Source organism: Novosphingobium anseongense, from assembly GCF_037482895.1.
GTDB lineage: Bacteria > Pseudomonadota > Alphaproteobacteria > Sphingomonadales > Sphingomonadaceae > Novosphingobium > Novosphingobium anseongense.
Genome location: NZ_JBBHJZ010000005.1, coordinates 257,807 through 269,833, shown reverse-complemented (window position 1 = coordinate 269,833; position 12,027 = coordinate 257,807). Strand labels below are relative to the sequence as shown.

Here is a 12,027-nt window from a genome sequence, read left to right as displayed (position 1 = left end):
CCGATCGTTGTTCGACGAGCCAAGTCGAACAGATCGGTCAGGAGCCGAGTATCCCTAGATCTAGGGAGGGCTGCAAATAAAGTTGAGCGCCCTGCACCGGATCGGGCGCAGGGCGTATTCTTGGTTCAGTAAAGCAAGTCGCGGCAGTCGGTGAAGCACAGTTCGCCGCCGTCGAGCAGGTCGACCACCAGCTCGGTCCGCGTGTGGACGCCCAGCCGCCCGCGCGCCTCGCGCAGGTATTCCATCACGGTCTGCTCGCTGATCCCGAGCTTGATCGCGATAGCACGGTTGCTCATGCCGCGCCCCGCGAGCGCGATGCACTGGCGTTGGCGCAGGCTGATCGGCGGGCGGCGTTTGGGATCGAAATCGCGCTCCAGTCGGCGCATGCCTTCGAAAGCGCGCACGCCGATGGCGTGGGCGCAGATGATCAGTTCGTCATGCAGTCTCGAGCCGACTTCGGCCACGAAGCTCACCGAGCCGCGCGCCTCACCCGGAATGTGCACGGGAATGGTGATACCCTCGCCAAGGCCGATCTGTTTGCCGAGGCCCAGCAGTTCTTCGTCGCACGGGCTCATCGGGATGATGTCGCCCACCTCGCTCCAGAAGAAGGCGCTCGCGGTCCGGTGGCTCGCGCGGTGGATCGGGTCGGAAAGGCCGAGGCTCTGCGCATCGTACCAATCCTGCCAGCCGCCCGGGTAGTTGTGCATTCGCAGCGCCTTGGGCACGGCGGCGAAATCGACGTGGTGCGACACCGCGAAATAGCGGGCGCCGAGGAGTTCGCAGATTTCGGTCATCGAGTCTTCGAGCGCATGTCGGTTGGTTACGCCGAGCATACGGCGCGCGAGATCCGCGGCAGCGGAAAGCCTTGGCATGACAATTCCATCCGGCCGGGTCGCGCGCGCTCTCGATACACGAGGGGCCCGGCCGCCTTTCATGTCAGTCCAGCCCGGCGAACCCAAGCGCCGCAGTCTGGCTATGTGGAGTGCGATTATCTCGCACCGTCTCGTTCTGTTTAGCGACCCCATCACTCAGACTTGGGGCATCTGATAATAATCCTCGCAATATCCTCTTGGCAAATATAATCAGAATGTATTCGAGAGGTGCGCGGATGATCCCGTATGATCGGTCGGATAGGGCTTGTTCATGGACGCATGTGCGTCATGAAGGCCTTTCTGCCATCGCCGAGTATCTGCGTTCCTGTGCCACGGTCGATGAGGTTTCGATCAGGGTCGGACATGTTGCGCGGGAACTTGGATTTACTTTCCATGCGCTCGTTCACCACGCCGATCTGACCCGGCCGCCGCCTTCTTTCATCTTCCTCCAGAACTATCCTGCCGACTGGGTGCAAGCATATGCGCAAGGTGGACTTCACCGCTTCGATCCGACCCAGCGGCTCGCCGCAGCGCGTCCGGCGAGCTTCGCCTGGGAGGACCTGGGCGGTGTGACGCCGCTCGCGCCGAACGAAATGCGCGTCCTCGAGGCGGCGCGCAAGGCGGGCCTCGGCGAAGGCTTCACCGTGCCGCTCAATGCCCCGGGCGAACGTGCGGCCAGTTGCTCCTTCGCCTGCGAGGCCGGAGCCGCGCTCCCGGTGGAGGCGCTGCCGCTTGCAGAGTTTGCAGCGCACATCGCTTGGGGCGCGCTGTTCGACCTGCTGCATCCCGACCGCGTTACCGCCGTCATGCGCCTGACGCCGCGCCAGCTCGAATGCGTCGAGCTGATGGCCCAGGGCAAGACCGATTGGGAAATCGGCAAGATCGTCGGCCTCACCCGGAGCAGCGTTACGACCTACCTCCAGAGCGCGCGCCGACGGATCGGGGTTGCGCGGCGCACGCAGCTCGCCATGTCGGCCGCGAGCTTCGGTCTCATCGGATTCGAAGAGATCCGGCCGGTCAATATCTAGCTTTGTAGATATTGCTCCGACTCGCTTGCCTGGGTTCTGATCTCGGAACCGCGATCGCCTGATCAAGGCACGACGGTTCGCGGATCTGCGGCGCGCATCGGCGCCAGGCGGAGGCAAACATGGAAATGCATCGCGATATAGCGGCTTCTGCCGCCGCGGGCTCGCGCGCCCATCTCAGCGCCAAGGACACGGCAAAGTTTCTCGGATGCTCGCGCCGGCATCTGCAACGGATGCGCAGTCGCGGCGAGGGGCCGCCCTTCTTCGTCTACTCGCGCACGCTCTGCTACAACATCGAGGATCTCATCGTCTGGACGAAGACCCGGCGCCGGACACGCGCCCATGCGTGATCTAATCACCGGCAAGCTCGTCGCGATCCCGCCGCTGGGCTCCCGGGTGCCAAGGCCGCGCTGGCATCTGGCCGCCGCAGCTGGTGTGATCGGAGTGGCCGCATGCCTGTTCACCCTGGCGCCGCGGATTCCGCTGCTGCTCTGGAATGGCAGCGCAAGCATGCCCATCGGGCTCTATGCTCTCGACCCGGGTGGCGGGATCGGGCGAGGCGCCATCGCCGTCGCCGAATTTCCGGTCCCGGCGCTCGAGCTGGCCGCATCGCGGGGCTATCTGCCCCATGGTGTGCCGGCGATAAAGCGAGTGGTGGCCGTGACGGGCGATCTCGTCTGCAGCCGGAGCCAGCAAATCTTCGTCAACGGCCGCCTCGTCGCTACGGCGCAAAGCGTCGATGGATGGGGACGGTCTCTCGAAGCTTGGCATGGATGCCGCAGGCTAGGGGACGAGGTCCTGCTGCTCGGCGATGCGCGTCGATCGTTCGACGGCCGCTATTTCGGGCCGATCGGAACCGGTCGCGTCAAGGGATCGGCGAGGCTGCTGTGGCGCTGGTAAGAACTGGCCGGTTGATGGCGGCCTTGCTCGTCGCCGTGCCCGACGCAAGCCCGGCATTTGCAGGTGACGTCGAGCGATGGCGTGCGTCCATCGAGGTGGCCTCGCGCCGTTTCGGCGTTCCCGTCGCCTGGATCGAGAGCGTCATGCGCGCCGAGAGCGCCGGCAAGACCATGCTTGGCGGGCGTCCGATCGTCAGTTCGGCCGGTGCAATGGGTCTCATGCAGCTGATGCCGGCGACCTGGCGCGACGTGCGCGCCAAGCTCGGCTTGGGTCGCGATCCCCACGAGCCCCACGATAACATCCTGGCCGGCACCTACTACCTGCGGCTGATGCATGACCAGTATGGCTATCCGGGCCTGTTCGCGGCCTACAATGCGGGGCCGGGCCGCTACGAGCAGTATCTGCGTGGCGGCCGCCGCTTGCCCGCCGAAACGCGCGCCTATGTCGCGGCCGTCGCCGGTGGGAGAACGGTCGGGCCCGTAGAGGTCGCAAGAGCGCGAGCCGTCGGCGAACGTGAGGGAATATCCCGGAGGGCGCCGTCGTATGAACCTGCGCGGCAGAGTGTGGATCGCATCTTTTTCGCTCCGTCCGGTTTCTCGACAGCGCCGCTTAGCGGATCGGTCGCGGACGGCGTCGTGGATGCTGCGGTGAGGCGAGGCGGGTCATCGGGACTGTTCGCGATCGGGGGTGAGCCCGGCGATCGCTGACTTCGGTCACGCCTCGCGACCGCTGTAGCGGCATCCCAGCTGTGGGTTGCGCGAGCGGGTCTCGAGCGCGGTTGCGGTCCAATCGTTGAGTTTTGTTCACAATTTGTTCGCTTGGTGATAGGGCAGCGCCATGGCGAGTCTCACGGCCCGAAAGATCATTCACGTCGATATGGACGCCTTCTTCGCGTCGGTCGAACAGCGTGATGATCCTTCGCTGCGCGGCAAGCCGGTGGCGGTGGGATATGCGGCGGCGCGCGGCGTCGTCGCGGCGGCGAGCTACGAGGCGAGGCAGTTCGGCGTGCGTTCGGCGCTGCCTTCGGTGACCGCGCTGCGCAAGTGTCCCGATCTGATCTTCGTGCCGCCGCGGTTCGACGTCTACAAGGCGGTCTCCGGGCAGATCCATGCGATCTTCGCCGACTACACCGATCTCATCCAGCCGCTCTCGCTCGACGAGGCCTATCTCGACATCACCGCGAACCGTCGCGGCATCGAGACCGCCTGGAAGACCGCCAAGGAAATCCGCGCGCGGATATTTGCGGAAACCGGGCTCACCGCTTCGGCCGGAATTTCGTACAACAAGTTCCTGGCCAAGCTCGCCTCCGACCAGCGCAAGCCGAACGGCCAGTTCGCTGTCACCCCCGATATGGGCGCCGCCTGGGTCGAGACCTTGCCGGTCACGCGGTTCCACGGTGTCGGGCCGGTGACTGCGAGGAAGATGGCCTCGCTCGGCATCGAGAGGGGCGCGGACCTGCGCGCGAAGTCGCTCGACTTCCTGCAGCAGCATTTCGGGTCTTCGGCCGACTGGTATTACGGCATTGCGCGCGGGATCGACGAGCGGCCGGTGAACCCCGACCGAGAGCGCAAGTCCTCGGGATCGGAAACTACGTTCGATCGCGACCTGATCGATGGCGGCGAAATCGAGGAGGGCGTGCTGCGCCAGGCCGACGATGTCTGGGCCTGGTGCGAGAGGGCAGGGGAATTCGGCCGCACCGTCACCGTCAAGGTGAAGTACGGCGATTTCCAGATCGTCACGCGCAGCAGGACCCAGCCGTCCGTTGTCGCGTCCCGCGAAGCGCTGCGATCCGCGAGCCAGGCACTGATCAGGTCGGTACTCCCGACGGCGAAGGGCATCAGGCTGGTTGGCGTGACGGTGTCGAATTTTGAGCGTTTACTCTCGGAAACGGCGAGCGAACTGCCGCTGTTCGGTTAGAGAAAGTTTGTGTGCTATAGACGAGTCGGTCGGCGCTCTGATTACATGGAGACAATCCACATTGGAGCTATCGATCATCGCGTCACAACTTGCGGATAGCTATGGTGGCGAGATGGAAGACGATCGTGGCGAACGGGTCTACATGGTCTGGGGCACCGATGAACTCGGCGACGCCCATATGATCAGTACGTCGAGTCAGGAGCGAGCCCTGATCGCCTATCGCGACATGAATACGAGATACGAGTCTGTGCGCTACAACGATGCGGTGCACTGGGCCTTGATCGGCGAGATCTGATCTCGAGCGAAGTCCGGTCCGGGCTGATCACGAGCGGCAGGTCGCCTGATATGCGCTATGCGGGCGTTTCGAAAGAACGTTGCGGTCCTCTCGCTAGATCATACGATGGACAGATGGCGAAGGCACGATTGACGAAGCAAGGCGCACTGGTGCCGACCCGCTTGTCGTTTGGTTTGCTCCTGACGGGGCTGGCGGCAACAGGTGGCGCGGCTTGGGCGAACCCGACCGCAGACGCTGACATAGCAGCTCCGCTCCGAGCCGCGCAGGCGGCCAAGCCCGCTGCTCCGGCAGAAAGCCAGTTTCGCAATTTGTTCGACACATGGCAGCGCGCCGAAATTCGCGAGAAGCCGCCTGTCGCGCGTGTAGGTCCCGATTGCTCGGTTTACCTCGGCCAAGTCCTTGCCCTGGATAGCTTTGCGACGATCGCCGCGAAGCTGAGAACCATTCCCACTCTGAAAGGCGAATACGAGACCACGGCTGCCTTCGAGGCCCGGGCTGCGGCCGCGCGCGCCGGCGCGCCAGGCAAGGTGATCATCCGCGGCATGCTCGATCCCGAATATCTGACCTATGATGCGGACAATGGTGCGCTCAAGGTCCAAGCTTACGCGCTCAGCAATTATGTCGCCAATTACTCCGGGGTCTTTGGCTACGGTCAGCCGCTCTATGGAAAAGTCGACTACGGTGGATTGGGCAATCGGGACGTGGTGGTAGCCGATCACGAGGTCCCCGTTGGATCGTATATCGGTAGCAATGCATTCGGCGCGAAAGTGCGAGTGACGAGGAGCACCCGGCTGACCCAGGCGATCTTCGAGGGAAAGCCCGCGGTCTACGATGAGAAGCTGTTCGTGGGGCAGCATAAGGGAACCGACGCCTTTATCGGCGCAGTGCCGATGACGATCGCCGAGGCCAGGGCGCTGAAGTTCTCGGGCAAGGTCGCATTCGTCGCCGAACCCAAATGGCCGTTTTTCGCCGAAGGCATCCACTACGGTAATCCCAGGTTCGACAATCCCAATGACGTGACCAACCCGACGCAGGTGATCATTGCGGACATCCAATGCGGGCTCCTGCTCACCGGCGCGAACCGGGTCGTCGGTGCTTTCGCCACCTATTGAGTCTTTCCCGGACCCTCCAGCCGACGTGTCATCTCGGGTCTGAACAAACCCCAAGGAGTTGACGCCTCGCACTCCAGGTGCGACCGCGCTCTAGTCCGCTAGCGGCCCCATTGGGCCTCGCCACCGGACCCGGACCGCGTGAACGCGTTCCGGCCTGGCGGTAACGATCGCATGGCGCGGGGGCGGGCGTTGCCCGCCGCATAGTCGCCGCGCCTCGTGGGCGCGGCGGCGCTTTTTGTCTGGGCCTTCCCCTCGTCGCGACGGTGGGCGGCGCACCCTTCTGGACGGGGCCCGGCGAGCCGCAAGCCGGACCCTCGCTGCGCTCGCATCCGGCTCCTCCACTGGCGTTCCGGCCTGCGGTGCGGCCCGCCTCCCTGGCCCCGCCCGGCAGGGCGCTCGGCGCCGCCCACCCCCGCTCCGCGGGGAAGCCCTGGTGGGTTCTTGGGGCGGTGTTGGAGGAAGCCATGTCCCATGTTCCGAACCGCCGCGCGGGCCGTGAGGCCGAGCCGCGCGCGAACCTCTATGACGAGGTCACGCACAAGATCATCGCGCAGCTGGAAGCCGGGCGCCTGCCTTGGGTCCAGCCGTGGAGCAACGGCGCCGCCGGGGCCGGCCCCTGCGCGGGCATGCCGCGCAACGCCGCGAGCGGGCGCCCCTATTCGGGCATCAACGTCCTGATCCTGTGGAGCGCGGTGATCGAGGCGGGATATTCCTCGCAAGGCTGGCTGACTTTCCGCCAAGCCATCGCGGCGGGCGGCTGCGTGCGTAAGGGCGAGCACGGGACGACCGTGGTCTATGCCGACCGCTTCACTCCCGAGGCCGAGAAAGCCCGCGCCCGCGAGGCCGGCGACGACGCCCGCGCCGTGCCTTTCCTCAAGCGCTTTACCGTCTTCAACCTCGCCCAGATCGATGGGCTTTCGGGTGGTGTCGTCCCCGAGCCCGCCCCGCTTCCCGAGCGCGAAATCGTGCCGGTCGGCGAAAGCGTCATCGCAGCATCGGGCATCGATTTTCGTATCGGGGGAGCCCGCGCCTACTATGCGCCCGAGCCCGATTTCGTGGCCGTGCCGCCGCAGCCCGCTTTCGGCGATCAGATCAACTACTACCGCACCGCTTTCCACGAGCTGACCCACGCCACGGGGCACTCCTCGCGGCTCGCGCGCGACCTCAAGAACGCCTTCGGCTCCAAGGACTACGCGCGCGAGGAACTCGTTGCCGAAATGGGCAGTGCCTTCCTCTGCGCCGCGCTCGGCATCGTGCCCACCGTGCGGCATGCCGACTACATCGGCGCTTGGCTCGAGGTGCTGCGCGAGGACAACCGCGCGATCTTCCGCGCCGCCAGCCAAGCCAGCAAGGCCGCCGACTGGCTGCTGACGCGCCATGTCGAGGCCAGCGCGCCCGATGGTGCCCTGGTAGTCGAGGGGAGGGCGGCAGCATGATCCTCCTGCCCCCCGATCTCCGCATTGCGCTGCGCACCAACGACGCCGCGCACCGTGCCGCCCAGCGCCGCGAGGAGGTTGAGCCCGATCCGGTGCCCGTGCTCAAGCTGTTCAATCCGCTTGGCCCCGCCACCTGGCTCGCGACCGAACTCGATGCCGATGGCGACACGCTCTTCGGCCTTGCCGACCTCGGTTTCGGTTGCCCCGAACTCGGCTCGTTCAGCCTCGCCGAGATCGCCGACGTGCGCCTGCCGTTTGGACTACGCATCGAGCGCGATCCCGCGTTCGCGAGCGAGCATCCGCTCTCTGTTTGGGCGGACACGGCCCGCCGCGCGGGTTCGATCCTTCACGCCGAGGCGCTGCTCCGGCGCCTCCTGCCCGGCACGACCCTTCAATAGCTTCCGTCAGCAGACGGATGACGCGGGCGGCCGTTCGCCGTCCAACCTAAGCCGGTCCGCGATGCACGCTAATGAAACGCGGACCGGCACCCATGTTGAGGTGTTCCCATGAAACTCGAATTCATCAGCTTAGACAAGCTCAGCGTCAGCAAGGCGAACATGCGCTATACGAAGAAGGCCCCAGACGTTTCCGACATCCTGCCGACCGTGCGCAAGCGCGGCGTCATCGTTCCCGTGCTCGTGCGGCCTAATTGCGCACCGGACGCCTACGAGATCGTCGCGGGCGCGCGGCGCTTCCACGCCGCGCTCATTGCGGCCGAGGAGCGGCGCAAGGTCGCGAACGACGACGCGGGCGAGGGTTTCGAAGTCGAGCAGTTGCCCTGCGCGATCCTCGACGATGGCGACGATGCCGACGCCATCGAAGCTTCCCTGATCGAGAACGTCGCGCGCCGCGATCCCGACGAGGTGACGCAGTGGGTGACCTTCACGCGGCTCGTCAAGGAAGGCCGCAGCCCCGCCGACATCGCCGAAACCTTCGGCATGCCCGACCTCATGGTCAAGCGCGTGCTCGCGCTCGGCAACCTCCTGCCGCGCATCCGCGATCTCTATGCCCGCGACGAGATCGACCGCGCGACCGTCCGGCACCTGACCCTCGCGAGCAAGGCGCGCCAGCGCGACTGGCTGGCGGTCCACGATGACCCCGATCAGCGCACGCCGACCGGACACGGCCTCAAGGCTTGGCTGCTCGGCGGCCAGTCCATCCCGGCGCGATATGCGCTGTTCGATACGGCAGAGGTCACGCTCGTCTCCGACCTCTTCGGCGAGGACGCCTATTTCGCCGACGCTGACGATTTCTGGACCCGGCAGGACGAGGCCATCGAAACGCGGAGCGCCGTATATCTCGAAGCGGGCTGGCGCGAGGTCGTCGTCGTGCCGCGCGGCGAATACTTCCATGCCTGGCAGTTCGAGAAAGCGCCCAAGCGCAAGGGCGGTCGCGTCTACATCGACGTCCAGCAGAGCGGCGAGGTGACCTTCCACGAAGGCTACATCAGCACCAAGGAAGCGCGTGCCGCGAAAGCTCGGGCCGAAGGGGGCGATGCTCCCGCAATCGAGGCCAAGCCCGCGCGCGCCGAGATCACCGCCGCGCTCGGCACCTATGTCGATCTGCATCGCCACGCGGCGACCCGCGCGGTGCTTCTCGATCACCCCGGCATCGCGCTGCGGCTGATGGTCGCCCACGCCATCACCGGTTCGTCGCTCTGGACCGTTCGCCCCGAACCGCAGTCGACGCGCAACGAGGACATCGCGCAGAGCGTCGCGGAATCGAAAGCCGAAGCGGACTTCGATCTGATCAGGGTCGCCGTGCTGCGCCTTCTCCATCTGTCCGATGACGAGCCGCGCGTGACCGGCGGCGCGGCCTATGGCCTCGTCGGCCTGTTCCTGCGGCTCGTCGCCTGCAGCGACGAAGACGTCATCACCGTGCTCGCCGTCGTCATGGGCGAGACGCTCGAAGCCGGAAGCGCCATGGTCGATGCGCTTGCAGCCGAGGTCGGCGTCTCGATGCCCGATTGGTGGGAAGCTGACGACGCGTTCTTCGACGCCTTGCGCGACCGCGAGGTGCTCGTCGCCATGGTCGAGGAGGTCGCGGGCCCGACCATCGCGCAGGCCAATGCCAGGGAAAAGGGCAAGACCTTGAAGGCGATCGTGCGGGCGCATCTTACGGGCGCCGAAGGCCGCGAGAAGGTCGAGGGCTGGGTGCCGCGCTGGATGGCATTCCCACCGTCGGCCTATACAGAACGCGGCGGCGTCGGTTCCGTCGCGGCCGCCGAGCGCGCGGCGGCCGCGCGCAGTGAATGGGACGAGGTTCGTGCCGCGACCGAGGCCAGTGCGGCCGAAGACCCTGACGAGGCGGCCGATGCCGTCACGCCCGAGGTTGTTTCTCCGCTCGCGGCCTAGTTGCATTGTCAGAGACCGGCGGCGGCTCTCGGCCGCCGGTCTCTGATAAGGATAGGGGCAAATTCCGTCGCCGCTCGGCCTTCGGCCTCGCGGCGATTTTCTTGTATCTAGAGGATAGGGAGGGGACGATGCGGATCGCGGTTTCTACGAGATCAGAATTAGAATTCCGTCAGTTGTTGACCTCTACTGGTTTGCGTCTAGACCGAACCGGGGGCTTCGGCAGAAAGCGAGTATATGGCAGACGATATTTCCAGTGCAGCAACAAATCCCGCAACCGATCTGCTCGAACTCGCCACCGAATTGACGATCGCCTGGCTTTCCAATCCCAACACGCGCGCTTCGGCCGATGAAGTGCCGGCATTCCTCCAGACCATGCATGGCGCCGTCAAAGATCTCGTCGCGGCGCCGACGGCTGCGGAAGTCGAGGCAGTGCCCGCCAATGAATATACGCCGGCTGTGACCGTTCGTCGCTCGCTTGCTTCGAAAGATCACATCATCTCGCTGATCGACGGCAAGCCCTATAAGACGCTGAAGCGCCATCTGTCGGGTCATGGACTGACGCCCGACGAGTATCGCGCGCGCTATAAACTCAAGGCCGACTATCCGATGGTCGCCGAGAGCTACGGGGCTTTCCGCCGCGACATGGCTAAGAAGCTCGGTCTGGGACGCAAACCCGGCGTGAAGGTCGCTGCCGCTTCCAGCGCGCCGAAGTCCGCTCGCAAGTCTGCCGCCAAGCCCGCGGCGAAGCGCGCTACCAAGTCCGCGGCGCCCGCGCCGACCACATGATTCATTAAAGGGTCGGGCTTTTGCTCGGCTGCGACGTGATGCGCCGCGCGTGCGTGAACGCGTTCAGGACCAGGTCCGCATCGGTTTCGTCCGCGAAATCGATGCGGACCTGGTTGCCGATTGGCGAGGGCCAATAGGCGCCGCGTGCCTGCGTTTCGAGCAGCTCAAGCGCGCGCGGCACGTCTTCCCAGCCGATCCGCACTGCCGGATTGCCGCTGCTCGATCCTATCGGCTGCTGATTGGTCCTGTTCATGGCTGCGACCATGTCGGGCCTTGTCCGGCAATGCGCCAACCTGTGTTATTGCGCCAAGGCTCGCATTCCTCTCGCCGCGTTCGGCGCTAGTTCGCGAGCAGTCGCGCGCGGATAAAGTCGGCGCGATCCGTGACGGGCAGGCGGGGAACGGTCAGGGTTTCGTAGCCGAGCTTGTCGTAAGCATCTTTGAGCCGTTCGATTTCCTCGACGGCTTCGTCGTATCCGTGCCGGCGATCGGCATCGTTTTCGAAGATCTCGCGCCAGGGCGGAACGAGGAAGACGCGCCTGTTGTACCGCTCGTCGGCGACGCGCTGAAGGGCCGCTTCACCCGTCGCGTGCTCTAGCGCGGCGGCGGCATCGACGAGGCCGCGATCGAAGAATACGAGACCCGATGCCCGCAGGGCCCAGCTCCGATCGCGGCGCGCCATGTCGAGCGCCTTGCGCGCGAATGCGACGAGATCGACCCAGGGAAGCGCGCGGCCTTTGTTCATCCGCTCGCGCGCGATCACGCGCCGCCCGGGCTCTTCGACGATGCCCGAACCGCGCTGTTCGAGCTCGGCGAGCAGTGTCGACTTGCCGCCGCCCGAGCAACCCGAGACGACGACGAGACGCGTGATACGGCTGACTTCATCCCTTACCATGCGATGCCTCGCGCGTTGCCGCTACTTCTTGCGGATGGTCAGGCGATGCTCACCGCAGATGCCACAATCGGCGTTGTCGCGCTCGAATTCGCGGGCCGCGGCAAGCTCGCTGAGCGCAAGTCCGATCTCTTCGAGGTTCGGGCCCTCGACCCGCTCGGCGATGCACGGCGCACAGACCTGGGTCGGAGCCAGCCGCTCGACCAGCCGCTTCACAGCGCTAAGAATCTGCATGTCGTCGCCCATGCCTAGCCTATAGGCACGGCGGGCCGGCGCCACGAGTGCAAGCGATTGCGATACCCACAGATCGGCGCCTGGAACGGTGCATTGCCAGCCTTCGGCGAGGTCTCCTGAATGCTCAATGCGCGGCCGTCTGGCGCGGGCCCATGACCTGGGCCGGCCACCGTGCGCGCGAAACCATCGCTGTCAGACTGATTTC

The 12,027-nt window shown here is 65.5% G+C and carries 15 protein-coding genes; 11 read left to right on the top strand and 4 right to left on the bottom strand.

Features of this window, described 5'->3' with window-relative positions:
- Positions 1 to 125: 125 nt before the first annotated feature.
- Complete coding sequence (locus WG901_RS20945; RefSeq protein ID WP_339589068.1) at positions 126 to 872, bottom strand: LuxR family transcriptional regulator; 747 nt, start codon at positions 870 to 872, stop codon at positions 126 to 128.
- A 236-nt stretch (positions 873 to 1,108) separates the two neighbouring features.
- Here WG901_RS20945 and WG901_RS20940 point away from each other — a divergent pair, with 236 nt between their 5' ends.
- The 11 genes from WG901_RS20940 to WG901_RS20890 all read left to right on the top strand — a co-directional run bounded on the left by WG901_RS20940 (position 1,109) and on the right by WG901_RS20890 (position 10,697).
- On the top strand, positions 1,109 to 1,900 hold the full coding sequence (locus WG901_RS20940) for a helix-turn-helix transcriptional regulator (protein ID WP_339589067.1): 792 nt from the start codon (positions 1,109 to 1,111) through the stop codon (positions 1,898 to 1,900).
- Positions 1,901 to 2,019: 119 nt separating this feature from the next.
- Entirely contained in the window at positions 2,020 to 2,247 is a 228-nt protein-coding gene (locus WG901_RS20935; RefSeq protein ID WP_339589066.1) for a helix-turn-helix domain-containing protein, read from the top strand.
- A complete protein-coding gene (locus WG901_RS20930; protein WP_339589065.1) occupies positions 2,240 to 2,797 on the top strand; it encodes a S26 family signal peptidase in 558 nt (185 codons plus the stop codon). Before WG901_RS20935 ends, WG901_RS20930 begins: the two co-directional genes overlap by 8 nt.
- A 14-nt stretch (positions 2,798 to 2,811) precedes the next feature.
- A complete protein-coding gene (locus tag WG901_RS20925; protein WP_339589064.1) occupies positions 2,812 to 3,504 on the top strand; it encodes a lytic transglycosylase domain-containing protein in 693 nt (230 codons plus the stop codon).
- A 130-nt stretch (positions 3,505 to 3,634) separates the two neighbouring features.
- Entirely contained in the window at positions 3,635 to 4,714 is a 1,080-nt protein-coding gene (gene dinB / locus WG901_RS20920; RefSeq protein ID WP_339589063.1) for a DNA polymerase IV, read from the top strand.
- A gap of 61 nt (positions 4,715 to 4,775) precedes the next feature.
- A complete protein-coding gene (locus tag WG901_RS20915) occupies positions 4,776 to 5,009 on the top strand; it encodes a hypothetical protein (protein ID WP_339589062.1) in 234 nt (77 codons plus the stop codon).
- A gap of 113 nt (positions 5,010 to 5,122) precedes the next feature.
- The gene (locus WG901_RS20910) at positions 5,123 to 6,121 is read left to right on the top strand and encodes a hypothetical protein (protein WP_339589061.1); all 999 of its coding nucleotides are present in this window, start codon (positions 5,123 to 5,125) and stop codon (positions 6,119 to 6,121) included.
- A 464-nt stretch (positions 6,122 to 6,585) separates the two neighbouring features.
- Complete coding sequence (locus WG901_RS20905) at positions 6,586 to 7,557, top strand: ArdC family protein (protein ID WP_339589060.1); 972 nt, start codon at positions 6,586 to 6,588, stop codon at positions 7,555 to 7,557.
- On the top strand, positions 7,554 to 7,955 hold the full coding sequence (locus WG901_RS20900; protein WP_339589059.1) for a DUF2958 domain-containing protein: 402 nt from the start codon (positions 7,554 to 7,556) through the stop codon (positions 7,953 to 7,955). The genes WG901_RS20905 and WG901_RS20900 overlap by 4 nt, the downstream gene beginning before the upstream one ends.
- A gap of 108 nt (positions 7,956 to 8,063) precedes the next feature.
- Positions 8,064 to 9,911: a ParB/RepB/Spo0J family partition protein gene (locus WG901_RS20895; RefSeq protein ID WP_339589058.1), complete on the top strand. Its 1,848-nt coding sequence runs from the start codon at positions 8,064 to 8,066 to the stop codon at positions 9,909 to 9,911.
- A 234-nt stretch (positions 9,912 to 10,145) separates the two neighbouring features.
- On the top strand, positions 10,146 to 10,697 hold the full coding sequence (locus tag WG901_RS20890; protein WP_339589057.1) for a Ros/MucR family transcriptional regulator: 552 nt from the start codon (positions 10,146 to 10,148) through the stop codon (positions 10,695 to 10,697).
- Between the two features lie 4 nt (positions 10,698 to 10,701).
- Here WG901_RS20890 and WG901_RS20885 read toward each other — a convergent pair whose 3' ends face one another.
- The 3 genes from WG901_RS20885 to WG901_RS20875 all read right to left on the bottom strand — a co-directional run bounded on the left by WG901_RS20885 (position 10,702) and on the right by WG901_RS20875 (position 11,822).
- Positions 10,702 to 10,962, bottom strand: a complete 261-nt coding sequence (locus tag WG901_RS20885) for a hypothetical protein (RefSeq protein ID WP_339589056.1) — start codon at positions 10,960 to 10,962, stop codon at positions 10,702 to 10,704.
- Positions 10,963 to 11,036: 74 nt separating this feature from the next.
- Positions 11,037 to 11,591, bottom strand: coding sequence for an AAA family ATPase (locus WG901_RS20880; protein ID WP_339589055.1), 555 nt, complete (start codon positions 11,589 to 11,591; stop codon positions 11,037 to 11,039).
- Positions 11,592 to 11,612: 21 nt separating this feature from the next.
- On the bottom strand, positions 11,613 to 11,822 hold the full coding sequence (locus WG901_RS20875; protein WP_339589054.1) for a hypothetical protein: 210 nt from the start codon (positions 11,820 to 11,822) through the stop codon (positions 11,613 to 11,615).
- Positions 11,823 to 12,027 lie beyond the last annotated feature (205 nt).

Coding starts and splice junctions, on each gene's coding strand:
- WG901_RS20935 (WP_339589066.1), top strand. CDS start 2,020: ATGGAAATGCATCGCGATATAGCGGCTTCTGCCGCCGCGGGCTCGCGC.
- WG901_RS20945 (WP_339589068.1), bottom strand. CDS start 872: ATGCCAAGGCTTTCCGCTGCCGCGGATCTCGCGCGCCGTATGCTCGGC.
- WG901_RS20940 (WP_339589067.1), top strand. CDS start 1,109: ATGATCCCGTATGATCGGTCGGATAGGGCTTGTTCATGGACGCATGTG.
- WG901_RS20910 (WP_339589061.1), top strand. CDS start 5,123: ATGGCGAAGGCACGATTGACGAAGCAAGGCGCACTGGTGCCGACCCGC.
- WG901_RS20925 (WP_339589064.1), top strand. CDS start 2,812: ATGGCGGCCTTGCTCGTCGCCGTGCCCGACGCAAGCCCGGCATTTGCA.
- WG901_RS20905 (WP_339589060.1), top strand. CDS start 6,586: ATGTCCCATGTTCCGAACCGCCGCGCGGGCCGTGAGGCCGAGCCGCGC.
- WG901_RS20930 (WP_339589065.1), top strand. CDS start 2,240: ATGCGTGATCTAATCACCGGCAAGCTCGTCGCGATCCCGCCGCTGGGC.
- WG901_RS20885 (WP_339589056.1), bottom strand. CDS start 10,962: ATGGTCGCAGCCATGAACAGGACCAATCAGCAGCCGATAGGATCGAGC.
- WG901_RS20880 (WP_339589055.1), bottom strand. CDS start 11,591: ATGGTAAGGGATGAAGTCAGCCGTATCACGCGTCTCGTCGTCGTCTCG.
- WG901_RS20900 (WP_339589059.1), top strand. CDS start 7,554: ATGATCCTCCTGCCCCCCGATCTCCGCATTGCGCTGCGCACCAACGAC.
- WG901_RS20895 (WP_339589058.1), top strand. CDS start 8,064: ATGAAACTCGAATTCATCAGCTTAGACAAGCTCAGCGTCAGCAAGGCG.
- WG901_RS20890 (WP_339589057.1), top strand. CDS start 10,146: ATGGCAGACGATATTTCCAGTGCAGCAACAAATCCCGCAACCGATCTG.
- WG901_RS20875 (WP_339589054.1), bottom strand. CDS start 11,822: ATGCAGATTCTTAGCGCTGTGAAGCGGCTGGTCGAGCGGCTGGCTCCG.
- dinB (WP_339589063.1), top strand. CDS start 3,635: ATGGCGAGTCTCACGGCCCGAAAGATCATTCACGTCGATATGGACGCC.